The 21,612-nt window shown below is 60.5% G+C and carries 22 protein-coding genes; 8 read left to right on the forward strand and 14 right to left on the reverse strand.

The window, feature by feature from the left end:
* Positions 1 to 9 precede the first annotated feature (9 nt).
* Positions 10 to 762: a 2-dehydro-3-deoxy-D-gluconate 5-dehydrogenase KduD gene (gene kduD / locus AC4CWF_RS00705; RefSeq protein ID WP_491283234.1), complete on the forward strand. Its 753-nt coding sequence runs from the start codon at positions 10 to 12 to the stop codon at positions 760 to 762.
* Between the two features lie 3 nt (positions 763 to 765).
* Here the strand turns inward: kduD and AC4CWF_RS00710 are convergent, their stop codons facing one another.
* The 5 genes from AC4CWF_RS00710 to AC4CWF_RS00730 all read right to left on the reverse strand — a co-directional run bounded on the left by AC4CWF_RS00710 (position 766) and on the right by AC4CWF_RS00730 (position 5,219).
* The gene (locus tag AC4CWF_RS00710) at positions 766 to 1,353 is read right to left on the reverse strand and encodes an invasion associated locus B family protein (protein WP_491283235.1); all 588 of its coding nucleotides are present in this window, start codon (positions 1,351 to 1,353) and stop codon (positions 766 to 768) included.
* Between the two features lie 163 nt (positions 1,354 to 1,516).
* Positions 1,517 to 1,723, reverse strand: coding sequence for a hypothetical protein (locus tag AC4CWF_RS00715; protein ID WP_491283236.1), 207 nt, complete (start codon positions 1,721 to 1,723; stop codon positions 1,517 to 1,519).
* A gap of 411 nt (positions 1,724 to 2,134) precedes the next feature.
* Positions 2,135 to 2,911, reverse strand: coding sequence for an ATP-binding cassette domain-containing protein (locus AC4CWF_RS00720; protein WP_491283237.1), 777 nt, complete (start codon positions 2,909 to 2,911; stop codon positions 2,135 to 2,137).
* Positions 2,911 to 3,996, reverse strand: a complete 1,086-nt coding sequence (locus tag AC4CWF_RS00725; RefSeq protein WP_491283238.1) for an ABC transporter permease — start codon at positions 3,994 to 3,996, stop codon at positions 2,911 to 2,913. The genes AC4CWF_RS00720 and AC4CWF_RS00725 overlap by 1 nt, the downstream gene beginning before the upstream one ends.
* Before the next feature lie 197 nt (positions 3,997 to 4,193).
* A complete protein-coding gene (locus AC4CWF_RS00730) occupies positions 4,194 to 5,219 on the reverse strand; it encodes a sugar ABC transporter substrate-binding protein (RefSeq protein ID WP_491283239.1) in 1,026 nt (341 codons plus the stop codon).
* Positions 5,220 to 5,426: 207 nt separating this feature from the next.
* Here AC4CWF_RS00730 and AC4CWF_RS00735 point away from each other — a divergent pair, with 207 nt between their 5' ends.
* From AC4CWF_RS00735 to AC4CWF_RS00750, 4 genes are all read left to right on the forward strand, one after another.
* A complete protein-coding gene (locus tag AC4CWF_RS00735) occupies positions 5,427 to 6,653 on the forward strand; it encodes an ROK family transcriptional regulator (protein ID WP_491283240.1) in 1,227 nt (408 codons plus the stop codon).
* Positions 6,654 to 7,082, forward strand: coding sequence for an RbsD/FucU family protein (locus AC4CWF_RS00740; RefSeq protein ID WP_491283241.1), 429 nt, complete (start codon positions 6,654 to 6,656; stop codon positions 7,080 to 7,082).
* Between the two features lie 164 nt (positions 7,083 to 7,246).
* On the forward strand, positions 7,247 to 8,140 hold the full coding sequence (locus AC4CWF_RS00745) for a helix-turn-helix domain-containing protein (protein WP_491283242.1): 894 nt from the start codon (positions 7,247 to 7,249) through the stop codon (positions 8,138 to 8,140).
* 137 nt (positions 8,141 to 8,277) lie between these two features.
* Positions 8,278 to 10,476 (forward strand): TonB-dependent siderophore receptor, encoded by a 2,199-nt coding sequence (locus tag AC4CWF_RS00750; RefSeq protein WP_491283243.1) that lies wholly within the window; start codon positions 8,278 to 8,280, stop codon positions 10,474 to 10,476.
* A gap of 68 nt (positions 10,477 to 10,544) precedes the next feature.
* On the opposite strand, the gene AC4CWF_RS00755 is transcribed toward AC4CWF_RS00750, so the two are convergent.
* The 7 genes from AC4CWF_RS00755 to AC4CWF_RS00785 all read right to left on the reverse strand — a co-directional run bounded on the left by AC4CWF_RS00755 (position 10,545) and on the right by AC4CWF_RS00785 (position 17,211).
* Positions 10,545 to 11,825, reverse strand: a complete 1,281-nt coding sequence (locus AC4CWF_RS00755; RefSeq protein ID WP_491283244.1) for a TRAP transporter large permease — start codon at positions 11,823 to 11,825, stop codon at positions 10,545 to 10,547.
* On the reverse strand, positions 11,825 to 12,346 hold the full coding sequence (locus AC4CWF_RS00760; protein WP_491283245.1) for a TRAP transporter small permease: 522 nt from the start codon (positions 12,344 to 12,346) through the stop codon (positions 11,825 to 11,827). The genes AC4CWF_RS00755 and AC4CWF_RS00760 overlap by 1 nt, the downstream gene beginning before the upstream one ends.
* Before the next feature lie 88 nt (positions 12,347 to 12,434).
* Entirely contained in the window at positions 12,435 to 13,412 is a 978-nt protein-coding gene (locus AC4CWF_RS00765) for a TRAP transporter substrate-binding protein (protein ID WP_491283246.1), read from the reverse strand.
* Between the two features lie 51 nt (positions 13,413 to 13,463).
* Complete coding sequence (locus AC4CWF_RS00770; protein ID WP_491283247.1) at positions 13,464 to 14,345, reverse strand: amidohydrolase family protein; 882 nt, start codon at positions 14,343 to 14,345, stop codon at positions 13,464 to 13,466.
* Complete coding sequence (locus AC4CWF_RS00775; protein WP_491283248.1) at positions 14,345 to 15,481, reverse strand: mandelate racemase/muconate lactonizing enzyme family protein; 1,137 nt, start codon at positions 15,479 to 15,481, stop codon at positions 14,345 to 14,347. The genes AC4CWF_RS00770 and AC4CWF_RS00775 overlap by 1 nt, the downstream gene beginning before the upstream one ends.
* A gap of 1 nt (position 15,482) precedes the next feature.
* Entirely contained in the window at positions 15,483 to 16,388 is a 906-nt protein-coding gene (kdgD, locus tag AC4CWF_RS00780; protein ID WP_491285122.1) for a 5-dehydro-4-deoxyglucarate dehydratase, read from the reverse strand.
* Positions 16,389 to 16,458: 70 nt separating this feature from the next.
* Entirely contained in the window at positions 16,459 to 17,211 is a 753-nt protein-coding gene (locus tag AC4CWF_RS00785) for a FadR/GntR family transcriptional regulator (RefSeq protein WP_491283249.1), read from the reverse strand.
* A gap of 150 nt (positions 17,212 to 17,361) precedes the next feature.
* Here AC4CWF_RS00785 and AC4CWF_RS00790 point away from each other — a divergent pair, with 150 nt between their 5' ends.
* Positions 17,362 to 18,159 carry an NAD-dependent epimerase/dehydratase family protein gene (locus tag AC4CWF_RS00790; protein ID WP_491283250.1) on the forward strand — a complete coding sequence of 266 codons (798 nt, stop codon included), beginning with the start codon at positions 17,362 to 17,364 and terminating at the stop codon, positions 18,157 to 18,159.
* Between the two features lie 66 nt (positions 18,160 to 18,225).
* Here AC4CWF_RS00790 and AC4CWF_RS00795 read toward each other — a convergent pair whose 3' ends face one another.
* A complete protein-coding gene (locus AC4CWF_RS00795) occupies positions 18,226 to 18,891 on the reverse strand; it encodes a sulfite oxidase-like oxidoreductase (protein ID WP_491283251.1) in 666 nt (221 codons plus the stop codon).
* Between the two features lie 188 nt (positions 18,892 to 19,079).
* On the reverse strand, positions 19,080 to 19,958 hold the full coding sequence (locus tag AC4CWF_RS00800) for a LysR family transcriptional regulator (RefSeq protein ID WP_491283252.1): 879 nt from the start codon (positions 19,956 to 19,958) through the stop codon (positions 19,080 to 19,082).
* Between the two features lie 126 nt (positions 19,959 to 20,084).
* Between AC4CWF_RS00800 and AC4CWF_RS00805 the strand changes: the two genes are divergently transcribed.
* Together AC4CWF_RS00805 and modA are read left to right on the forward strand one after the other, a co-directional pair.
* Positions 20,085 to 20,603, forward strand: coding sequence for a phenolic acid decarboxylase (locus AC4CWF_RS00805; RefSeq protein WP_491283253.1), 519 nt, complete (start codon positions 20,085 to 20,087; stop codon positions 20,601 to 20,603).
* 215 nt (positions 20,604 to 20,818) lie between these two features.
* Positions 20,819 to 21,610: a molybdate ABC transporter substrate-binding protein gene (gene modA / locus AC4CWF_RS00810; protein WP_491283254.1), complete on the forward strand. Its 792-nt coding sequence runs from the start codon at positions 20,819 to 20,821 to the stop codon at positions 21,608 to 21,610.
* The last annotated feature ends 2 nt before the right edge of the window (positions 21,611 to 21,612 follow it).

Here is a 21,612-nt window from a genome sequence, read left to right on the forward strand (position 1 = left end):
GATTTGGCCATGAACCTGTTTGATCTCACGGGAAAACGCGCGCTGGTGACCGGCGCGCGCACCGGCCTTGGCCAGGGGCTTGCGCTGGCCCTGGCGCGGGCAGGGGCCGATATCGTGGCGCTCGGCTCACGCCCGATGCCGGACACCAAGGCAAAGGTGGAGGCGCTCGGGCGCCGCTTTGAAGAGGTGATCCACGATCTTGCCGATCCCTCCGGCCTTGCCGACGTGGTGACGGGGCTGACCGCGAGCGGCAATATCGACATCCTCGTCAACAATGCCGGCCAGATCCGTCGCGCCGATTTCACCGCCTTTTCGGAACAGGATTGGGATGATGTGATGAACATCAACCTGAAGAGCACCTTTGTCCTGTCGCAGGCGGTGGGGCGTCACATGCTGGACAAGGGTATTGCCGGGCGCATCGTCAACATCGCCTCGCTCCTGTCCTTCCAGGGCGGCATTCGCGTCGCATCTTACACGTCGAGCAAACATGCGGTGGCGGGGCTTACAAAGCTGATGGCGAACGAGTTGGCGCCGAAGGGCATCACCGTCAACGCCATTGCGCCCGGTTATATGGATACCGACAACACCGAGGCCCTGCGCAACGATCCGGATCGCAGCCGCTCGATCCTCGAGCGTATCCCTGTCGGGCGCTGGGGTGATCCGTCCGATCTCGATACCGCTGTCCTGTTCCTGACGTCCCCGGCCAGCGGTTATGTCACCGGCCAGGTGCTGGCGGTCGATGGCGGCTGGCTGGCGCGCTGACCGTTAAGGCGCAAGCTCGGCAGCGCGTGACAGCGCTGCCAAAAGCCCTTTCAGCGAAATCCGCATCGCAACGGTTTCGCCCGTGGCAAGTGCTGTTGCGGAAAGCCGAAGGGACGTGCCCGATGTCATCGCCGTGACTGTTGCCGCGTCGAACTTCACCGGCACAAGACAGCCACCGGGCAGACAGGTTGAAAAGTCAAACCGCGCCTCACCGGCACCCTCATCCACCTTCACCGTCACGCCACGCGCCAACGCAAGCCCAAAAGGCACCAGCAGCGCGCCATCCACCTTGCCACCGGAAAGGTTGCGCAGTTCGGCCGTCAGCATCTGCTGGCCTTTGTCTCCCTTGGTCTGCACCTGGCGAACCACGCAGCCGGAAACGCCGTTCTGCGCCCGGCAGGCCACCACCCAGTCGCCAAAATTTTCCATAAGCGATCCGACGCCGCCCGGCAGTTCGGCAGCTGGCGCCGCGCAGGGTGCGGCAAGAGCCAGCATAAGGGCGAGGGGCAAACAGGAGCGCAGCGCCGATTGGCGCAAAAGAAAGAAGGGGGCAGGGCGCCCGCTCGATGTGGTTCCGGTTGATGTCATCATGACGGCCCGCGTGGCTTGGGATAATGCGGTTGCCGTTCGCACGACTGTCTGCGCGCTTCAAGCCTGATGATCGACCGGATGTCGCTAAAACCGGATTTATTGCGGGTGAGGGATCTGAATAGGTGGGTCGGATCAGGGTGTCCGTCCCGCAGGGTGCGCAGTGTCAGTTGTCGTTGACGGCGCGCGGGCGCCTTTCGATCCGGCCAACCACCTGCTCGATCATCTCCTCGGTCAGATCGAAGCCGCGCCGTGATCCTTCCTCAATGAACATTGTCATGAAGGTCGGCAGGTCCGGTGCGCTGGCAAGCTGCGACATCGTCAAGGGATCGCGGCGAACAGCGCCGTAGAATTCGATGACTGTGTTGGACATGCCGTTTCCTCCCGATGCCATTGTTCGACACGAGGACCCTTTGGTGGTCCGCGTGTATAGATTGTTAAAACGATATGACACTGAGAATGAAACCGCCGCAAGACGATTTAATCATTGGTGATATGTTGTATAGAAGGAGGAATAGTCATATTTTTAAAAAAACGTGGCGTTTAATATGACAGTTTTTATCAGATAAGATCCGCATTCGGATGCTGCATTACATGAGGCGCGCAGTTGCGATGCCAACTGTGTTGATTTGCGGCAATGTTCTTTGAGGCGCACGATCCGGTTGCAGCGGTAGTGTCCGGCGGCCTTGCGTCCCATCGCCGGCTTTCGGCAAACGCACTGCGGAACGCGAAAAGGCCGCACCGGTCCGTCAACCGGTGCGGCCCAATTGGCTGGTGCGTTGTTTCAGGCGGCCAGCTGTTCCGGAGACTTTGCTCCGGTCATGAACGCCACGGCATCAGACATCGTGTAATCCTTCGGATTGATCACGGTGAGGCGCCGTCCGAGACGGTGGATGTGGATCCGGTCCGCCACTTCGAAGACATGCGGCATGTTGTGCGAGATGAGCACGATCGGGATACCGCGCGAGCGCACGTCGAGGATCAGCTCCAGCACGCGCCGGCTTTCCTTGACACCGAGCGCTGCCGTCGGCTCGTCAAGGATGATGACCTTGGAGCCGAAGGCTGCGGCGCGTGCCACCGCTACGCCCTGGCGCTGGCCACCGGACAGCGTTTCCACTGCCTGGTTGATGTTCTGGATCGTCATCAGGCCAAGCTCGGAGAGCTTTTCGCGGGCGAAGGTTTCCATGGCCGGACGGTCGAGAGAGCGGAACACGCTGCCCATGATCCCCGGCTTGCGGATTTCGCGGCCGAGAAACATGTTGTCGGCAATGGAGAGTGCCGGCGACAGGGCAAGGTTCTGGTAGACGGTTTCGATGCCGGCCTTGCGCGCCTCGATGGGCGAGCGGAAGTTGATCGTTTTGCCTTCCAGCGTGATCTCGCCTTCATCGGGATGAACCGCGCCGGAGATCGCCTTGATCAGCGAGGATTTGCCAGCACCGTTATCGCCGATGACCGCCAGGATCTCGCCCGGATAGAGATCGAAATCCGCCCGGTCGAGAGCCGTCACCCGGCCGTAGCGCTTGACGAGGCCGCGTGCCGAAAGAATGGGTTCCTGAGCCATTAGCCTGCTACCTTTCTGATCCACTGGTCGATGGCGACAGCTGCGATGATCAGCACGCCGATCATGAGATAGGTCCATTGCGGGTCTGTGCCGATGAGGCGAAGGCCAAGGGCAAAGACACCGACGATAAGAGCGCCGAACAGCATGCCCATGATGGAGCCGCGCCCGCCGAACAGCGACAGGCCGCCGATCACCACAGCCGTGATGGATTCGATATTGGCGAACTGGCCAGCGGTCGGGGAGACCGAGCCGATACGGCCGATAAGAGCCCAGCCGCCGAGCGCGCAGATGAGGCCGGACAGGGTGTAGACGGAAATCAGCATCTTCTTGACGTTGACGCCGGCAAGCTCTGCTGCGTCAGGATCATCGCCGACCGCATAAAGATGGCGGCCCCAAGCGGTGCGGTTGAGCACATACCAGAGGGCAGCGACCAGCAGCACCAGCGCGACCACGCCATAGGTGAAGACTGCGCCGCCGATGCGGAAATTGTAGCCGAAGAACTGCAGAAGCGGTGCTTGCGCTTCCAGATCCTGCGAACGGATCGTTTCATTGGCCGAATAGAGGAAGTTGGTCGCCAGAACGATCTGCCACATGCCAAGCGTCACGATGAACGGCGGCAGCTTGACGCGCGCCACCAGGACGCCGTTGATGAAACCGCAGATGGCGCCCGTGGCAAAACCGGCGAGGATCGCAAGCGGTGTCGGAATGCCATAGTTGACGGCAAACTGGCCCATGACCACCGAGGACAGAACCATGATGGCACCAACCGAGAGGTCGATGCCGGCCGTCAGGATGATCAGCGTCTGTGCCGCCCCAATAATGCCGGTAATGGCCACCTGCTGCAGGATGAGCGTCAGCGCAAAGGCGGAAAAGAATTTCGAGCCGAGGAGTGTGCCGAAAATCGCGACCGATAGCAGGAGGACGATCAGCGGAACGGCGGCCGGGCTCGAATGCAGGAAGTGCTGAAACTTCTGCAACGGCGTCTTGTCGTGGCCGTCGAACTGGGCAACCTGCGTTGCGCTGCCCGAAAGCACGGTTTCGTATTCGAGATGGGGTTTCTTGCTGGCGGCTTGTGGCTCGCTCATTGATTTTCCTCCCTATTGCCTCTCCCGAGGATGCGAGGGCCGACCGGAGGAATTTTCGTCCTGCGGCATGTCGGCGATGAAATTGATACTTTCAATCGTCAGCGAAGCGACCGGCCCGCGCATGGTGCGGTTGGCGGCTTGTCAGAAGGGCGGCTTGTCGCCGCCCTTCGTTCTTGGCAATCAAGAGTGGTTAAGGATCAACCCCAGCACTTTGCAGTGCCTTCCTTGGTGTCGATCGAGGGAACGCCCTTGGCCGGCTTGTCGGTCACGAGCGAAACACCGGTATCGAAGAAGTTCTTGCCTTCGGTCGGCTTCGGCTTTTCACCGGTATCAGCGAACTTCTTGATGGCCTCGATGCCGAGAGCCGCCATCAGCAGCGGATACTGCTGCGAGGTCGCGCCGATGATGCCTTCCTTGACGTTCTTGATGCCGGGGCAACCGCCGTCGACCGACACGATCAGCACGTCCTTCTCCTTGCCGACAGCCTTCAGCGCTTCATAGGCGCCGGCAGCAGCCGGTTCGTTGATGGTGTGGACGACGTTGATGGACGGGTCTTTCTGGAGAAGGTTTTCCATGGCCGTGCGGCCGCCTTCTTCATTGCCGTTGGTGATGTCATGGCCCACGATGCGCGGGTCCTTTTCATCGCCGATCTTGTTGATGTCGACGACGTCGATGCCAAAGCCCTTCATGAAGCCCTGGTTGCGCATGACGTCAACCGAAGGCTGCGACGGGGTCAGGTTCAGGAAGGCGACCTTGGCAGACTTGGCCTTGTCGCCAAGTGTTGCGGCCGCCCACTTGCCGATCAGTTCGCCGGCCAGCAGGTTGTCTGTCGCAAAGGTTGCGTCAGCAGCATTGACCGGGTCAAGCGGCGTGTCGAGTGCGATAACGAGAAGACCGGCGTCACGCGCCTGCTTGACGGCAGGAACGATGCCGGCCGTGTCGGAGGCGGTCAGCAGAATGCCCTTTGCGCCGTCGGCAATGCAGGTTTCGATCGCAGCGACCTGGCTTTCGGAGTCACCATCGATCTTGCCGGCGTAGGACTTCAGCGTGACGCCGAGTTCCTTGGCCTTGGCGGTGGCACCTTCCTTCATCTTGACGAAGAAGGGGTTGGTGTCGGTCTTGGTGATCAGGCAGGCCGAAACGTCGGCGGCCGATGCAGGAGCGGCGAAAACGACGCCCATGGCAAGCGTTGCGAATGCGGCGGTAATGATGCTCTTTTTCATTGGGGCTCCTCCCAGAGTGTAAGCGCTGATGGCCAGGCACCGGACCAGATCGAGTGACCAGACGCCTCCTCCAAGTCGCCCGTGCCTTTACCGCCCCATTAAGATCAAACCCCGCAAGGCCTGTCAATAATTAATTCCGATTGATTTATTAATTCGCGCTGCTACTTTCTTGGGCGAGGAGACTGGATACCTGAGGGAGGGGTAGCCATGACGATCCATGGAAATCAGCCTTCGGGTCTGCCGCCGTCTGTTCCCTCTGCCGGGGGATCGAACCAGGTTCGCGTGCGCGCGCATAACGAGCGCCTTGTGCTGTCACTCGTGCGTCTGCACGGGTCGCTGTCCAAGGCAGATATCACGCGGCGCACGGGCCTTTCGGCGCAGACCGTGTCGGTGATCATGCGTGCGCTGGAAAAAGATGGCCTGCTTTTGCGCGGCGAACCGATACGCGGCAAGGTGGGCCAGCCGTCGATCCCGATGCGGCTCAATCCGGATGCGGTGTTTTCCTTCGGTGTGAAGATCGGTCGGCGCAGCGCCGATGTCGTGCTGATGGATTTCATCGGGAAAATCCGGCGGCGCGTGCGCCAAACCTATGCCTATCCGAGGCCTGACGAAATCATGTCGATCATTCTGTCCGGCATCGACCGGCTCGAGGGCGAGATGAGCCCTGACGAGCGCGCGCAGATCGCCGGCGTCGGCATTGCTGCACCTTTCGAACTGTGGAACTGGGCCGAGGAAGTGGGAGCGCCGCCTGGCGCCATGGATGCCTGGCGCCAGTTTGACCTGCATGCGCAGGCGTCCGAACACATCCGCTATCCGGTCTACCTGCAGAACGATGCCACCAGCGCCTGCGGTGCAGAGCTTGTTTTCGGTGTCGGCCCCTCCTATCCGGATTTCGTCTATTTCTTCATCGGCTCGTTCATCGGCGGCGGCATCGTGCTGAATTCCGAGGTTTTTTCCGGCCGCAGCGGCACTGCCGGCGCGCTTGGGCCGCTTCCGGTGCGCGGTGGCCAGGGCGAAAACCGCCAGCTTCTCGACATTGCCTCGATTTTCGTTCTCGAAAAGCTGCTGCTGGAGCGCGGTATCGATCCGCAGCCCCTGTGGTATTCCGCCGATGAGTGGATCGACTTCGGCGAGCCGCTGGAGATCTGGATCCGCGATACCGCCGATGCGCTGGCACAGGCGATCGTGGCTGCCGCTTCCGTGATCGATTTCGGCGCTGCCGTCATCGATGGCGGATTTCCGGGATGGGTGCGGGCCCGCATCGTCAAGGCCACGGTCGAGGCCGTCGCCAAGCTCGATCTGCAGGGTGTCATCATTCCCGATATCATCGAGGGGGCAGTGGGCGCGCAGGCGCGTGCCATTGGCGGCGCAAGCCTGCCGATCTTTGCCCGTTATCTCACCGACCAAAGCATATTGTTCAAGGAGCTTTCATAAATGCTGAAGGGCATCAACCCGATCCTCAGTCCCGATCTTCTGGCAACACTTCGTGCCATGGGCCACGGCGATGAAATTGCTATCGTCGACGGAAACTATCCGGGGCTTGAGCATGCAAAGCGGCTGGTGCGTCTGGATGGCCATGGACTGATTGCCGTTCTCGACGCCATTCTCTCCGTCATGCCAATCGATGATTTTGTGCCCGAAGCGATTTTCCGCTCGACAGTCGGAAAGGATCGCGATGCTCTTGATCCCGTGCATGAAGAGGTGATTGCCTGCTGCAGCAAACATGAACCGGGGCAGCCTGTCGTGGCTCTGCTCGGGCCGGAGTTTTATCCGCGCGTCAAAGCTGCTCATACGGTGGTGCAGACCAGCGAGCCGCGCCTTTACGGCAATGTCATTCTCAGAAAAGGCGTCATCTATCCATGAGGAGAGGAGGCGCTGCTGCACTGGCGGACCTGCAGCAGCGCCTCGCGATAGGGGCGAACGGCCTTTAGAGCCAGCAGCTGTGCTTTTGACGGCATAATTGCATCGCGGGTGACTTGCTGATAGGAGACTTTAATTGTCCACTTATCTGCGATCCTCGGCCTCCCATGAATTTCCAGCCCCGGATGTCCAATTCGATCGAGGGTTTTTCCGTCGGTGACGGCTTTGCCCGGCGAAGCTGGAACGGTCTCGTCTGTGATGTCTGGGATGTGGAATGCGCAGCCTATGCGGGCGGACACTATACCGCGCGCGATCCCCGCATTTTCATTCTGCTCGATACCGAAGGCAGAGCGCAGGGACAGGGACGCCAGACGGTGCGCCGTTCAGCTCGTGCGGCCGGCAGCCTGCAGAACCCCAAGGACAGCCCGATTTCCTTTGTGCCGGCCGGCATGGATCTGTGGCTGGATTTTACCGATATCCGTAGCGTGCGCCACCTCGACATCCATTTCGACGCCGATGTGATCCGCAGCCGGCTGATGGATGATCTCGATCCGCGCCGGCTGGATGACCCCAGGCTGATGTTTTTCGATGAGCGGGCCATGGCCCTTGCCCGGTTGATTGCATCCGAATGCACCAATGCGGCGCCGCTGCATGATCTCTACGGCGACGGGCTTGCTCTCTCCCTGATCATCTCCGTGCTCAACCTGGAAAAGCCGCATCGCCGGGCACGAACGGCGCTTGCCTCCTGGCAATTGCGCCGCGCGACGGATTATCTGGAAGCCCATTGCCTGCGCAGCGTGCGGCTGGACGAACTTGCGCAGCTCACCGGGCTTTCAGCCTCGCAGTTCAGCCATTCCTTCAAGGCGGCCACCGGCGTTGCACCCCATCAATGGCAGATGCGCGAACGGCTGAAACGGGCAAAACAGCTGCTGGAAAACGGCAGGTTACCCTTGAACGCAATTGCTGCCGAAACCGGATTTGCCGATCAGGCCCATTTCACCCGGGTCTTTCGCCAGTATGTCGGCACGACGCCGGCGCGCTGGCGCAAGACACGGGTTTGATTGCCCTTGTGTCGCCCGACACCTGCATCTTTCCCAAGAATGTTCAATTCCTGCCGTGCTGGCCAAGCCTCATCCTATAAATTGAGTTATTTGCTCATATTATGTGGCGGTCGAACGCACGGGGGATTTGGGGCACCATGATGATCGATAAGACAAGACGGAACGCGAGCCTGAAGGCCGGAATTGCCCTTGCGGGGTTCATGGCGGCTCAGCCTGTACACGCACAACAGGCCATCGTGCTGGATCCTGTTCTGGTGGAAGGGCAGGTGGCAGGTGATGGCGGTGCCAACGGACCGGTGAAGGGATATGTGGCCCGCAAATCCACCGCTGGTGCAAAGACCGGTGCCGATCTCTCAGCCATTCCGCAATCGGTCTCGGTCGTCGGGCGCGAGGAGCTGGATGATCGCGGCATCACCAACAAGGTGGACGAGGCGCTGGCCTATACTGCAGGTGTGACGGCTGCCCCCTTCGGCAATGATGCCGACACCGACTGGCTCTATATCAGGGGCTTCGATGCCACGCAGACCGGCATGTTCTACGATGGCCTCAATCTTTATGCCTATGGTTTCGGCGGTTTCCAGATTGATCCCTTCATGCTGGAGCGCGTCGAAGTGCTGAAAGGCCCGGCTTCGGTTCTTTATGGCGGCGCCAATGCCGGCGGTCTCGTCAATCTCGTGCGGAAACGTCCGATGGATGAGCCGCTCGCCTATACGGAAACCGGTATCAACAGCAATGGTAACGCGTTTTTTGGTTTTGATGTCTCCGATGCCGTCGGCTCCAGCGACACGATGAGCTACCGGCTGACCGGCAAGGTCGCCGGCGGCGACAATTATTCGGATTTCTCGCACGACTTCCGCGGTTTCATCATGCCGCAGCTGACGGTTTCGCCGGATGAGGCCACCAAGGTCACCCTCTGGGGTTCCTTTGCCGGGCTTGATCAGGTGCATGTCGGCAATGGTTTCTTCCCGTATTACGGCACCGTCGAATCCGTGCCGGGCTTTGGCAAGATCAAGCGCGATGCCTTTTACGGCGAACCCGATATCGACACCGGCGTCTATAACCAGGAAATGGTCGGTTACGAGGTCGAGCACGAATTCGACAGCGGCTGGAAACTGTCGCAGAATGCGCGTTATGCGCATCTCTACAAGCACGAAAACGCGCCGTATCTTTATGGCTGGTACGACCCCACCCTCGGCTCCGTCAGCCAGCCGGCAACCGCCGATTTCCAGCTGAACCGTCTCGGCTTCCAGCAGACTTCCAAGGTCGACACGTTCCTCATCGACAACCGCCTGGAAGGCGAGTTCGAGACGGGTCCGCTGTCGCATCAGTTGCTCGTTGGCCTCGATTACAAATATTATGAGCTTTACAATTATCAGGCCTCCACCACGGGCACGCCGATCAGCGCCAGCGACCCCGTCTACGGCGTGCCGCAGCCGGCCAACAATTCCTACAGCAACCAGGTGATCACCCAGAAGCAGCTCGGTATCTACGCGCAGGACCAGATCCGTTTTGGGGATGGCTTTCTGGTGACGCTGAACGGCCGTTACGACCACGTGGAAACCTCCACCCACAATGGCCCGACTTACTGGTCGCCGACGCAGGACAGCACCTACGACTATTCGAACAGCGCCTTCAGCGGCCGCGCCGGTCTGGCTTACGAGTTCGACAATGGCGTGACGCCCTATGTGAGCTTTGCCAGCTTCTTCAATCCGGTGATTGCCGTCAGCAGCACGCCCTATAACAAGCCGGAGGAGGGTGAGCAGTATGAAGTGGGCGTCAAATACGAGCCGAGCTTTATCGACGGCCTGTTTACCGCCTCGCTCTTCCATCTCACCAAACAGAATGTCGTGGTGACCGATCCCGGCACGTTCCTCTCCAGCCAGATCGGCGAAGTCGAGTCGCGCGGTATCGAGCTGGAAGGCAAGGTGAACCTCGATGACCAGTGGAAGCTGCTGGGCAGCTTCACCTATACCGATCTCGAGGTGAAGAAGGATATCGTGGCCGCCTATGTCGGCGAGAGCCCCTATCTGGTGCCGGATGTGCAGGCCTCGCTTTGGGTGGATTATGCCGTGCCGGTGCCGGCGCTCGAAGGTTTGAGCCTTGGTGCCGGCGTCCGGTATCAGGGGGAAAGCTGGGCGAACCGCGAAAACACCCTGAAAGTGCCCGATGCCACAGTGTTTGATGCGGCCATTCGCTACAAGAAGAACGGCTGGGAAGGTTCGGTGAACGTCAGCAACCTCTTCGACAAGGAATACGTCAAGGGTTGCGCGGGAACCGCGACCTGCGGTTATGGCGATGCCCGCACCGTGGTCGTGAAGCTCAGCAAGAGCTGGTAACGCGAAAAATCTCCCATAAAAAACGCCGGCGGAGCGATCCGCCGGCATTTTTTTGTCTGGATGGTAGTTCAGCGAAACAGGCTGGGAAGCCAGAGCGACAGCGCCGGGATATAAGTCACCAGCATCAGCACCGCGACGCTTGCCCCGAAGAAGGGCCAGATGGTTTTCATGGCTTCACGGATGGAGATGCCGCCGACCGCGCAGCCGACGAAGAGCACCGTTCCCACCGGTGGCGTGTTGAGCCCGATGCCGGCATTCAGGATCATCACCACGCCGAAATGCACGGGATCGACACCAAATGCCTTGACGACAGGCAGAAGCACCGGCGTCGAGATGATAACGAGCGGCGCCATGTCCATGAAGGTGCCGAGCAGCAGCAGGATGATGTTGATGACCAGAAGCACGATGATCGGATTGTCCGAGATCGCGCCGATTGCGCCGATCATCAGCTGCTGCACCTGCAGGAAGGCCATCAGCCAGGCAAAGGCGGCAGCCGTGCCGATGACGAGAAGCACCATGGCCGTGGTGCGAACCGCCCCCATGACAGCCTCGACGAAACCGTGCCAGTCGAGTTCGCGATAGACCAGCATGGCCACGAGGAAGGCATAGAGAACCGCAATGCACGAGCTTTCCGTTGCCGTAAATACGCCCGAGCGCACGCCGCCAAAGATGATGGCGATGAGAAGAATGCCTGGAAAGGCCGAGACGAGATAATAGGCAACCTTCGAAAAGCCCGGGAAAGGTTCGGAGGGATAACCCCGGCGCACGGCAACGACATAGGCCGTGATCATCAGCGCTGCCGCAAGCAGGATGCCTGGAATGATGCCGGCGGTGAAGAGATCGGCGACCGACACGTTGCCGCCGGCTGCGATCGAATACAGGATCATGTTGTGCGAGGGCGGGATCATCAGGGCGATGATGGCCGCATTGACGGTGACGTTGACGGCGTAACCGCGGTCATAACCGCGCGCTGCCATCTGCGGGATCATCAGGCCGCCAACGGCCGAGGCATCGGCGACAGCCGAGCCGGAAATACCACCGAACAGGGTGGAGGCAACGATGTTGACCTGGCCAAGGCCGCCGCGCAGATGGCCGACGATACCGGCTGCAAAGCGGATAAGCCGTGCGGCAATACCGCCGCGCACCATCAGGTCACCGGCAAAGATGAAGAACGGAATGGCCATCATGGCAAACACGTTCATGCCGGAATTCAGCTGCTGGAAAATGACGATGGGGGGAAGCCCCATGTAAAGGATTGTCGCGACCGAGGCGATGCCAAGGCAGAACGCGATCGGCATGCCGATCAGCATCAGGGCGACAAAAGATCCGAAAAGAATGGTATAGGCCATCAGACAATCTCCGCCACGTCGGCATGGGCAGCAATCTCTTCGCCCAGTGCCACGTCAATGAAACGTTCAGCGGCAAACAGCGCAATCATCGCGCCACCCACCACCAGCGGAAAGAAGTCCACGCCGCCCGGCCAGCCGAGAACCGGAATGGTTGCGGTCCATGTGCCCTTGGCCAAAAGCACGCCGTAATAGGCCATGGCGATGCCGAACAGGGCGACCAGCCCGAGGCTCACGAGGTCCATCGCCTTCTGTACGGGAACGGGCATGGCATAACGCAGGATATCGAGCCCCAGATGCACGCTCTCGCGCACGCCGACGGCAGCGCCCAGCATGATGAACCAGGACATCAGGTAGAGCGACAGCGGCTCTGACCAGCTGGGCGAATCGTTCAGCACATAACGGCCGAACACCTGCCAGCCGACGATCATGGTCATGGCAACGATGCCGGCGCCGGCGATATAGAGTGATAGACGGCTGAGGGCCGTAAGGCCCGGCCGGATGGCCCGCATGAAGTTTCTCATTTCCCCAAGTCCTCCTGCGCTTATTCTGCGATGCGCATGTCAGCAAAAAGGGCCGGCAGGTTTTCACCTGCCGGCCCTTGTTTCTTGATTACTTCACGGCCTGGATACGCTCGAGCAGGCCCTTCAGCTTTTCGTCGGTGACGAACTTGTCGTAGACCGGCTTCATGGCTGCGGAAAACTCCGACTTGTCCACCTTGATGACGTTGACGCCGGCAGCCCGCACCTTTTCTTCGGACGTCTTTTCACGTGCCGTCCAGAGTTCACGCATCTTGACGGTGGATTCCTTGGCGGCCTGACGAACGATCTTCTGGTCTTCCGGCTTCAGCTTGTCCCAGCTGATCTTGGACATCACGAGGATTTCCGGGTTCAGCGAATGTTCCGTCAGCGTGTAGTTCTTCGCCACTTCGAAGTGACGCGCCGATTCGTAGGACGGCCAGTTGTTTTCAGCGCCATCGACGACACCGGTTTCCAGCGAGGAATACACTTCGCCCATCGGCATCGGCGTCGGGTTGGCGCCAAAGGCCTGCATCATGGCAATCCAGAGATCGGACTGCTGCACGCGGATCTTCATGCCCTTGAGGTCGGCGAGCTTTTCGATCGGCTTTTTCGTGGTGTAGAAGGAGCGCGCACCGGAATCGTAATAGGTGAGGCCGATCAGGCCATGCGGTTCGAAGGCGGCAAGGATTTCATCGCCGATCGGACCATCGACGGTCTTGTGCATGTGTTCCGTCGAGCGGAACAGGAAAGGCATGCCGAGAACCACGGTTTCCTTGACGAGGTTGTTGAACGGGGCCGCATTGACGCGGTTGAGATCGATGACGCCAAAACGGGTCTGCTCGATCGTGTCTTTTTCAGACCCGAGTACGGAACTGGGCATGACCTGCACCTTGATGCGGCCATTGGTGCGCTCGGAAATCAGCTGACCCATGAACTTGACCGCTTCCACCGTCGGATAACCGTCCGGGTGGATGTCGGCGGAACGCAGGCTGATTTCCTGCGCCTGTGCGGCAAGGGTCGTGCTCATGGCAAGGCAAAGGGCCAGCCCCAGGATCTTCGTTAGTTTCATGATGTCCTCCACTTGGTGAAACGCCGAAGCCTCCTGCCCCGGCGGCAGTCTTTATGCAGTCTTTTCCCGAAACGCCGGCAGGCCGAACAGCTCCTCCGGGTTGTCGACGAGGGCGCGCTGAAGCGCTGCATCGTCAGGCAACCAGCTGAGAACGGTTTCCAGCAGGCTTGCGTCGTCGGGGTAATCCTTCTGCTCGCGCGCCAGGTTGTGCGGCCAATTGGTGCCCCAGACGATGCGTTCCGGGGCATGGGCCGCCAGCGTGCGGGCAACGGCTGCGACGTCGGCATAATCAGGGCCGCCGCTTTTTGAGCTTTCGTAGACGCCGGCAAACTTGAACCAGCAATTGCCGGCATCGATCAGACGCCGTGTGGCCGATACCTGCGGGCTGTCAGGCGTCACGCCATCGAAAAACTTGCCGTGATGATCGAAAACCCAGCGCGATTTCAGCGCTGCAAGACGCGGCTCATGCTCGAGGATCTTGCTGCCGTCGAACTGCACGGCGAGCATCCAGCCGCGTGCGGCCGCCTTGGCATCAAGTGCTTCCAGCGCTGAAAGATCGGTGGCACCGCCCGGCAGGTCCATGATGCGAAGGCCGACGACACCGGCCTTTTCCAACGTGTCCAGTTCTTCATCGGACACATCGGCGCCAACGGCTGCTACGCCGCGCGCCACCTCCCCCATCTCGGCAAGGCAGGCGATGATATTGGAATTGTCCCGCTGCTGGGCATTGCCCTGCGTGATGATCACGCGGTCGATGCCGAGCCAGGCCATCAACTGGCGGTACTGCGCCGGCGTCGGCAGGTCGCCGGCGGGAAGGCCGGGGCCGCCCGGAAGCGATGGATAACCCGGCAGATACATGTGCATCTGCGTATCGACGCTGCCCTTCGGCAGGGTTATTGCAGGCTTTTCACCGGAGAGCGGGCGAACCAGCATCAGGCGTCTCCCATCTTGAATTCGGCAAGCGCGTCGCGGTTGATTTCGATGCCGAGGCCGGGGCCGTTCGGAATGGAAACCACGCCGTTCACATGTTCGATCGGTGTCTTGATGATGGCCTGGCGGAACGGATTGTCGGTGCGGTCGAATTCCAGGATCGGCTCGATCGGGTTGACGCGCACCGGGCTTGGCACCATGGCCGCCATGAACTGGAGGGCTGCGGCAATATGGACCGCCGTTCCCCAGACATGCGGCACGACGCGCACGCCATGCAGCGCTGCCAGATCCGCCACGCGCTTGGCTTCGGTAAAACCGCCGACGCCGGCAAGATCGGGCTGGAGGATGTCGACGCAGCGCGTCTCCACCGGCTCTTTCATGCCCCAGCGTGTATGCCAGGTCTCGCCGCCGGCAACCGGAATGGGCTGGCGGGCGCGCACCTCGCGGTAGGCGGCCAGCTGTTCCGGCACCACCGGCTCCTCGAACCAGTCGAGGTTGAGTTCTGCGGCGGCCTGGCCGAAGCGGATAGCCTCCACCGCATCATAACCGTGGTTGGCATCGACCATGATGCGCATGTCGGAACCGACCGCTTCGCGTGCGGCCCGCACCACGCGAAGGTCTTCCTCCACGCCAAAGCCGATCTTGATCTTGGTGGCGTGAAACCCCTCCGACCAGTAGCGCGCCACATCGCGGGCATTGTCCTCGACGCGGTCCACACCGTCACGTTTGAAGCTGCCGGTGGCGTAGGCGCGGACGCTTTCGCGAAAGCGCCCGCCGAGCAGGATCGAGATCGGCGCACCAAAATGCTTGCCCTTGATATCCCACAGCGCCATGTCGATGCCCGACAGCGCCGTAATCGTCAGGCCCCGCTGGCCCTGGTCGCGCAGCGCATTGTAGAGCCGCGCCCAGATCTTTTCGTTTTCAAGCGGATTTTCGCCGATCAGCCAGTTGGCATAGGTCGCCACCACGGCGGCGTTCGGACGCGCCGGCCCGAGGCATTCGCCCCAGCCGGTCGTGCCGTCGTCGCATTCGATCTCCACCAGAACATGGGCGCGCCGGTCAAAGCGCATGGAGGCGCTTTCGAAGGCAACGTCGAGCTTGTGCTCCAGAAGATGGGTGCGAACTGCGACGATCTTCATCTTAACGCTTCCAGGGACCGATAAGGGCGAGCATCATGTCTTCTTCCTCGCGCGTCAGGTCATCGAGCGGCGGACGAACCTTGCCCGCATCAAAACCCTGCAGGCGCACGCCGGCCTTGATGGCAGCGACGGCATAACCCTTGCGACGGTTGCGGATGGCCATGAACGGATAGAAGAAGTCGCGCAGGATCTCTTCGCAGCGCTCGCGGTTGCCGGCGCGCAGTGCCTTATAAAATTCAACTGCAAGACCGGGCACGAAATTGAACACGGCTGACGAATAGGTGGTGAAGCCGGCGCCGAGATAGGCTTCGGCAAAAAGTTCCGCCGTCGGCATGCCGCCGAGATAGGTGAGGCGGTCGCCCATCGTGGCGGTGACCTGACGCACCAGGCCGATATCGCCGGTGCCGTCCTTGAAGCCGACGAGGTTCGGGCACTCGTCACACAGGCGCTTCAACGTGTCGACCGAGAGCACCGAATTATCACGGTTATAGACCATCACGCCGATACCGACGGACTGGCAGATCTTCTTGACGTGCTGGTAGAGGCCTTCCTGCGGCGCATCGATCAAATAATGCGGCAGAAGCAGGATGCCGTCAGCGCCGGCTTTTTCAACCGACTGTGCTAGTTCCACGCCGACATGGCTGCCGAAACCGCAGCCCGAGACAATGGCCGTATCGCCGGCTGCTTCCTTGGCGGCCTTGACGATACCCGGAATTTCATCGGGAGACAGGGAAAAGAACTCGCCGGTGCCGCCGGCGGCAAACAGAACCGGGGCGTCATAACCCGACAGCCACTCCACATGGCGACGATAGCTTTCCGGCTGAAACTGACCTTCCGCATCGAAATGGGTCACGGGGAAAGACAGAAGGCCAGCGCCGAGCGCCGCCTTGATCTCTTGTGGCGTCATCATGGAATTTTCCTCTGTAGATGTTCCTCCGTTATTTGTCGTACATATATGACATACAAGTGTCAATAACTTATCGGACGAATTGCCTTTTCTCGCGCAAGAGCGCCCGATAGCGCGCCTGGCTGCCGCGCAAATGTCGGCGCATGGCTTCACGCGCGGCCTCTTCATCGCCGGCCGAAATCGCCACCACGATGGCGTTGTGCTCGTCCATGATCAGCTTGATATAGGCCGCCTGATCGGCTTCGCTTTCCTCGTTGCGCAGGGCTGCACGGGGAATGACGCTTTTGCCGATCATCGACAGGAAATCGCGGAAGCGGGCATTGTTGGTGGCTTCCGCGATGGCCAGATGCAGGGCAAAATCGGCGTCGCTCGTTGGCGTTCCCGCCTCTAGCCCTGCCTGCACGGCATAATGACAGTCGAGGATGATCTCTTCCTGCGCCGGCGAATGGCGAAGCGCTGCAAGCCCTGCCGCTTCCACCTCGACGGCGGTGCGCAATTCGAGGAACTCGATGACGGATGACACCCTGGCATGGTCGATATTGTCAATCGACATCGGGCTCGGTGTCATGGGGCCTGGAAGATCGAGCACGAAGACGCCGGCACCCTGGCGGGCTTCCACCAGCTTGTCGGCGCGAAGGGCAGCGATCGCCTCACGCACGACGGTGCGGCTGACGCCATGGGTTTCGCCAAGCTGTGCCTCGCTCGGCAGTTTGCTGCCCGGCGTGAACTGGCCGGCAAGAATGGCCTGACGCAGGGTGTCGCCCAGCCGGGCCGCCAGCGTGACGGAGCCGCCTGAGGCCCGTTCCTTCGTGGTCGGTGTCATGTGTCCCTCTTCTTGCGCGGCTCCCAGATATCGGAAGCAGGTCGCTTTTGTTCCTAGCTGTATCGTGTTGACGCTCGCCTGCCAACATGTATGATAAATTTACATGGTAGGGTTACAAGTCTGTCCCGCCCACCATTCAGGGAGGTTCCATTGAAACGACTGTTGATGACCGGCGCCGCCGGTGCGCTCGGCCGGGCCATGCGCACGCGGCTGGCCCCGCTTGCCGAGACGCTGCGCCTGTCCGATATCAGCGATCTCGGCGCGGCCGGGAAAAACGAAGAACTGGTGCAGTGTGATCTGGGCGATGCCGACGCCGTTCACCGGCTGGTCGAGGGCTGCGATGGCATCGTGCATCTTGGCGGCATCTCGGTCGAGGACAAGTTTTCCAAGATCCTCAACGCCAATCTTCTCGGGCTCTACAATCTGTATGAAGCCGCGCGTGCCAATGGCAATCCGCGCATCCTGTTTGCCAGTTCCAACCATACGGTTGGCTTCTACAGGCAGGACCAGCACATCGATACGACGGCACCGATGCGGCCCGACGGGCTTTACGGCGTGTCGAAATGTTTTGGTGAAGCACTTGCCCGGATGTATTTCGAAAAGTTCGGCCAGGAAACGGCGCTGGTGCGCATCGGTAGCTGCATGGAAAAACCCAGCAATCACCGTATGCTGGCGACCTGGATGTCCTATGACGATTTCCGCTCGATGATCGAATGCATCTTTCGCGCGCCCATGCTGGGCTGCCCGATCATCTGGGGTGTCTCCAACAACGACAGCCGCTGGTGGGACAATTCCCATGCCGCCTATCTCGGCTGGAAACCGCAGGACAATGCGGAACGTTTCCGCGCTGAACTGGATGCCCAGCTTGGCAAGCAGGATCCGACTGCCCCGCTTAATGTCTATCAGGGCGGCAATTTTGTGAAAGACCCGATCTTCCCGGAAAAGTGACGGCCAGACGTCATGTCCGCCAAAGTGTTTCTTCCGGCGCATCCGTCTCTGCGCCGGAAGGGCCGATCAATCGTCGGAATAACGTTCTTCGGCCCAGGGGTCGCCACGCATGTGATAACCGTTCTTCTCCCAGAAGCCGGGCCTGTCCTGCCGGGTGAATTCGATGCGGGTCAGCCATTTGGCGCTTTTCCAGAAATAGAGATGCGGCACGACAAGCCGCATGGGACCGCCGTGCTCGCGGCTGATCGGCTCTCCCTCCCAATGTGTCGCCAGAAGTGCATCGGCTGCGGCGAAATCAGACAGAAGAAGGTTCGTCGTATAGCCGTCGAAACTCGTCAGCATCACCGCATCCGCCTCCGGCATCGGGTGGACGAGATCGAGCAGATCGCGCACCATCACGCCCTGCCAGCGATTGTCGTAGCGAGACCAGGTGGTGACGCAGTGAATGTCGGAGACCGACGGGCTCTGCGGCAGAGCGAGAAAACCTGCCCAGTCGAAGGTCAGCTTGTTTTCCACCTCGCCGCGCACATCCAGCCGCCATTGCATCTCTGAAATCTGCGGCTGCTGGCCAAGATCCAGCACCGGCCAGTTTTTGACCAGATGCTGGCCGGGCGGAAGCCGGTCCGTCTCGGGCCGGGAGATACGGCCGGTCAGAAAACGCCCTTCGGCGGCCCATTTCCATTTGGTATTCGTAAGCTTGGTGGCTTCCGGTTCTGAAGTCTCGTCCGCCATGGCGTGATCCCTGAATGGTTGATGCTCGGAAACGGGTGACCCCTGCGGATCGTTCCTGCCTTCTCTGGGCATTCGCTTTTCAAGTGAAACTGCACGCTCTCGCGCCCGCTGTCCAGCCGTTCAGGTGCCCTGACGATCCTCTGCGGCGACGGCGCGGTGGCCAGCGTTCGGGCAGCGGCTGCCCATTTTCAGACAGGTTCTGCCAGCAGTTGCCCCAGATATTCTATCGCCGGCGAAATGGGAGGCGACTGGTTGGCATAACGCAGGCAAAGCGGGATATGGCGCGTCTTGCCCGCCACGAAGGAAAGCTGCACCAGCCTTTGCGCGTGTAGATCCGCTTCAATGAGATGTGAGGGCAGCCAGCCATAACACAGCCCCTGCCGCACCGCTTCAATGGCGGCCTCGACCGTGTTCATGCTCCAGACCTTGCTGGGATCGTCCTGCAGTCGTTCCTCCTCCAGATCCCAGCCCTGGATTTCCACACGCAGGTAGCGCGCCAGCGTCGGCCCGGTGGGCGGGCGTCGCAGCTGCGTCAGGGGATGGCCATCTCGTGCAACGGCAACCAGTTCCACGTCGGCAATCAAGGCAATGTTGCGCGCCGCGGGCTCGGCGACGAGCACCGCAAGGTCAAAGTTTCGATGCCCGATATCCGCCATCGTCAGCCGTACGGCTTCCGCCAGGCGGATGTCCACGCGAGGGTAGCGTTGAGAAAACCGTTTGAGGGCCCCGAAGAGCCGCGGTTTTGGGAAAAGCGCGTCGACCACAAGCCGGATATGGGCAATCTCTCCGCCCGCAAGCGCCTTGGCATGGTCCTCGACCTCGCACCATTCATCGATCAGCGGGATGGTATCGGCCAGCAGCGCGGCACCCGCCTCTGTCAGGACCGCCCGTCGTCCCCGTATCTCGATGAGCCCGATCCCCAGGGCCTCCTGCAGGCGCGCCACGGCATAACTGACCGAGGACTGGCTCCTGTGCAGCACGCTTGCCGCCTGCGCAAATCCACCCGCCTCGATTACGGCGCGCAGCACGGCCCATTGTTCGATTGTCGAGCGTGGCATGCGGCTCATGGCAAGGCTCCCGATGAGGGCGATTGTTGAACATATCGGATTATCCGATCTTTATCCGCCAAAATGAGAACTTTTCTATCCGTCAAGTCAATGGATAAGGTCGCGTATCGCACAAAGGAGATTGTGATGATTGACGAATTTGAATCGACCAAACCCGAAGAGCTGACCGGCATCATTGGCCAGCATGTCATCTACACCTATGCCAATGGCTGGCAGTACGAGATGTACATCAAGAACGCGCGCACCATCGATTACCGCATTCACAGCGGCATGGTCGGTGGGCGTTGGGTTCGCGATCAGGTGGCCCATATCGTCCGCCTGGGTCATGATGTCTACAAGTTCTCGTGGGACGAGCCGACCGGCACAACCGTGAGCGTTGCTTTCAATCTGGCGGAGCGAAAGCTGCATGGCGTCATCTTCTTTCCGCGCTGGATTGCTGAAAATCCCCAGCAAACCGTCTGTTTCCAGAATGATCACATCGACCGGATGCTGGCGTTTCGCGATGCGGGCCCGACCTATCCGAAGCTGGTCGTCGATGAATTTGCCGATCTGACATTCAGCGAACAGGTGGAACCGGATGATGAGCAGGTCATCAGCTGCCCGCCGGCCGAGCTTCCTGAAGGGTATGCGGATCGCCGCAACTGAGGCCGGCCTGTCTGAAAGGTTGAGGCCAGCCCGGGGCAGCAGGCGATCCTGCCATTGCCGAATGTCCCGGGCAGGGAAGAAGCGCTTGTCCCTCACCGGTCGGCCCTTCAAAGGCCAGGTCGCTCAAGAGGCGATCATTGTATTTTTCAAAACATAACGCTGGAGATTTTCAGCGGGATCGATATGTTTTAACCAATACATCGCAAGGAGACGCCATGCCGACCCGCCGCCACTGCCTCACCTCCATCCTTTCGGCCTTTGCCGCCGTGTCGCTCCTCTGCCTGGCGACGGTTTCGCCGGCGTCTGCCGCCGAAAAAATCACCGTGTTTGCGGCCGCCAGCATGAAGAATGCGCTGGATGCCGCCAATGCCGCCTACCGCGCCGACAAAGGCGTCGATGTCACCACCTCCTATGCGGCAAGTTCGGCGCTTGCCAAACAGATCGAAGCCGGGGCGCCCGCCGATGTGTTCATTTCGGCCGATCTCGACTGGATGGATTATCTGGCCGGCAAACAGTTGATCGCGCCCGAAACCCGCAGCAACCTGGTCGGCAACCGCATCGTTCTGGTGGCACCGAAGGACAAGGCCACGCCGGTCGAAATCAAGTCCGGCTTTGATCTGGCCGGACTGCTCGGCGACAGTCGCCTTGCCATGGGCTCTGTCGAAAGCGTGCCGGCCGGCAAATATGGCAAGGCGGCGCTGGAAAAGCTCGGCGTTTGGAACACTGTTGCGCCAAAGGTTGCGGGTGCGGAAAACGTGCGCGGCGCGCTGGCTCTGGTGTCGCGCGGGGAAGCGGCCTATGGCATCGTCTACCAGACGGATGCGGCAGCCGATCCCGGTGTCGCGATCGTCGGCACCTTTCCGCAGGAGACCCATCCGCCGATCATCTATCCGGTCGCAGCCCTCAGCGCCTCGAAAAACCCTTCGGTCGCCGCCTATCTCGATTTTCTGAAGTCACCAAAGGCCGCGCCGTTTTTCCAGTCGCAGGGTTTTGCCATTCTGAAGTAGGG

The organism is Neorhizobium sp. PAMB6630 (genome assembly GCF_058242775.1).

Bases quoted from the DNA above. Each gene is read 5' to 3' on its own strand.
- AC4CWF_RS00795 (WP_491283251.1), bottom strand. From the start codon at position 18,891: ATGGCGGACGAGACTTCAGAACCGGAAGCCACCAAGCTTACGAATACC.
- AC4CWF_RS00745 (WP_491283242.1), top strand. From the start codon at position 7,247: ATGAATTTCCAGCCCCGGATGTCCAATTCGATCGAGGGTTTTTCCGTC.
- AC4CWF_RS00760 (WP_491283245.1), bottom strand. From the start codon at position 12,346: ATGAGAAACTTCATGCGGGCCATCCGGCCGGGCCTTACGGCCCTCAGC.
- AC4CWF_RS00750 (WP_491283243.1), top strand. From the start codon at position 8,278: ATGATGATCGATAAGACAAGACGGAACGCGAGCCTGAAGGCCGGAATT.
- AC4CWF_RS00755 (WP_491283244.1), bottom strand. From the start codon at position 11,825: ATGGCCTATACCATTCTTTTCGGATCTTTTGTCGCCCTGATGCTGATC.
- AC4CWF_RS00730 (WP_491283239.1), bottom strand. From the start codon at position 5,219: ATGAAAAAGAGCATCATTACCGCCGCATTCGCAACGCTTGCCATGGGC.
- AC4CWF_RS00775 (WP_491283248.1), bottom strand. From the start codon at position 15,481: ATGAAGATCGTCGCAGTTCGCACCCATCTTCTGGAGCACAAGCTCGAC.
- AC4CWF_RS00740 (WP_491283241.1), top strand. From the start codon at position 6,654: ATGCTGAAGGGCATCAACCCGATCCTCAGTCCCGATCTTCTGGCAACA.
- AC4CWF_RS00770 (WP_491283247.1), bottom strand. From the start codon at position 14,345: ATGCTGGTTCGCCCGCTCTCCGGTGAAAAGCCTGCAATAACCCTGCCG.
- AC4CWF_RS00805 (WP_491283253.1), top strand. From the start codon at position 20,085: ATGATTGACGAATTTGAATCGACCAAACCCGAAGAGCTGACCGGCATC.
- AC4CWF_RS00785 (WP_491283249.1), bottom strand. From the start codon at position 17,211: ATGACACCGACCACGAAGGAACGGGCCTCAGGCGGCTCCGTCACGCTG.
- AC4CWF_RS00725 (WP_491283238.1), bottom strand. From the start codon at position 3,996: ATGAGCGAGCCACAAGCCGCCAGCAAGAAACCCCATCTCGAATACGAA.
- kduD (WP_491283234.1), top strand. From the start codon at position 10: ATGAACCTGTTTGATCTCACGGGAAAACGCGCGCTGGTGACCGGCGCG.
- modA (WP_491283254.1), top strand. From the start codon at position 20,819: ATGCCGACCCGCCGCCACTGCCTCACCTCCATCCTTTCGGCCTTTGCC.
- AC4CWF_RS00735 (WP_491283240.1), top strand. From the start codon at position 5,427: ATGACGATCCATGGAAATCAGCCTTCGGGTCTGCCGCCGTCTGTTCCC.
- kdgD (WP_491285122.1), bottom strand. From the start codon at position 16,388: ATGACGCCACAAGAGATCAAGGCGGCGCTCGGCGCTGGCCTTCTGTCT.
- AC4CWF_RS00720 (WP_491283237.1), bottom strand. From the start codon at position 2,911: ATGGCTCAGGAACCCATTCTTTCGGCACGCGGCCTCGTCAAGCGCTAC.
- AC4CWF_RS00800 (WP_491283252.1), bottom strand. From the start codon at position 19,958: ATGAGCCGCATGCCACGCTCGACAATCGAACAATGGGCCGTGCTGCGC.
- AC4CWF_RS00715 (WP_491283236.1), bottom strand. From the start codon at position 1,723: ATGTCCAACACAGTCATCGAATTCTACGGCGCTGTTCGCCGCGATCCC.
- AC4CWF_RS00765 (WP_491283246.1), bottom strand. From the start codon at position 13,412: ATGAAACTAACGAAGATCCTGGGGCTGGCCCTTTGCCTTGCCATGAGC.
- AC4CWF_RS00710 (WP_491283235.1), bottom strand. From the start codon at position 1,353: ATGATGACATCAACCGGAACCACATCGAGCGGGCGCCCTGCCCCCTTC.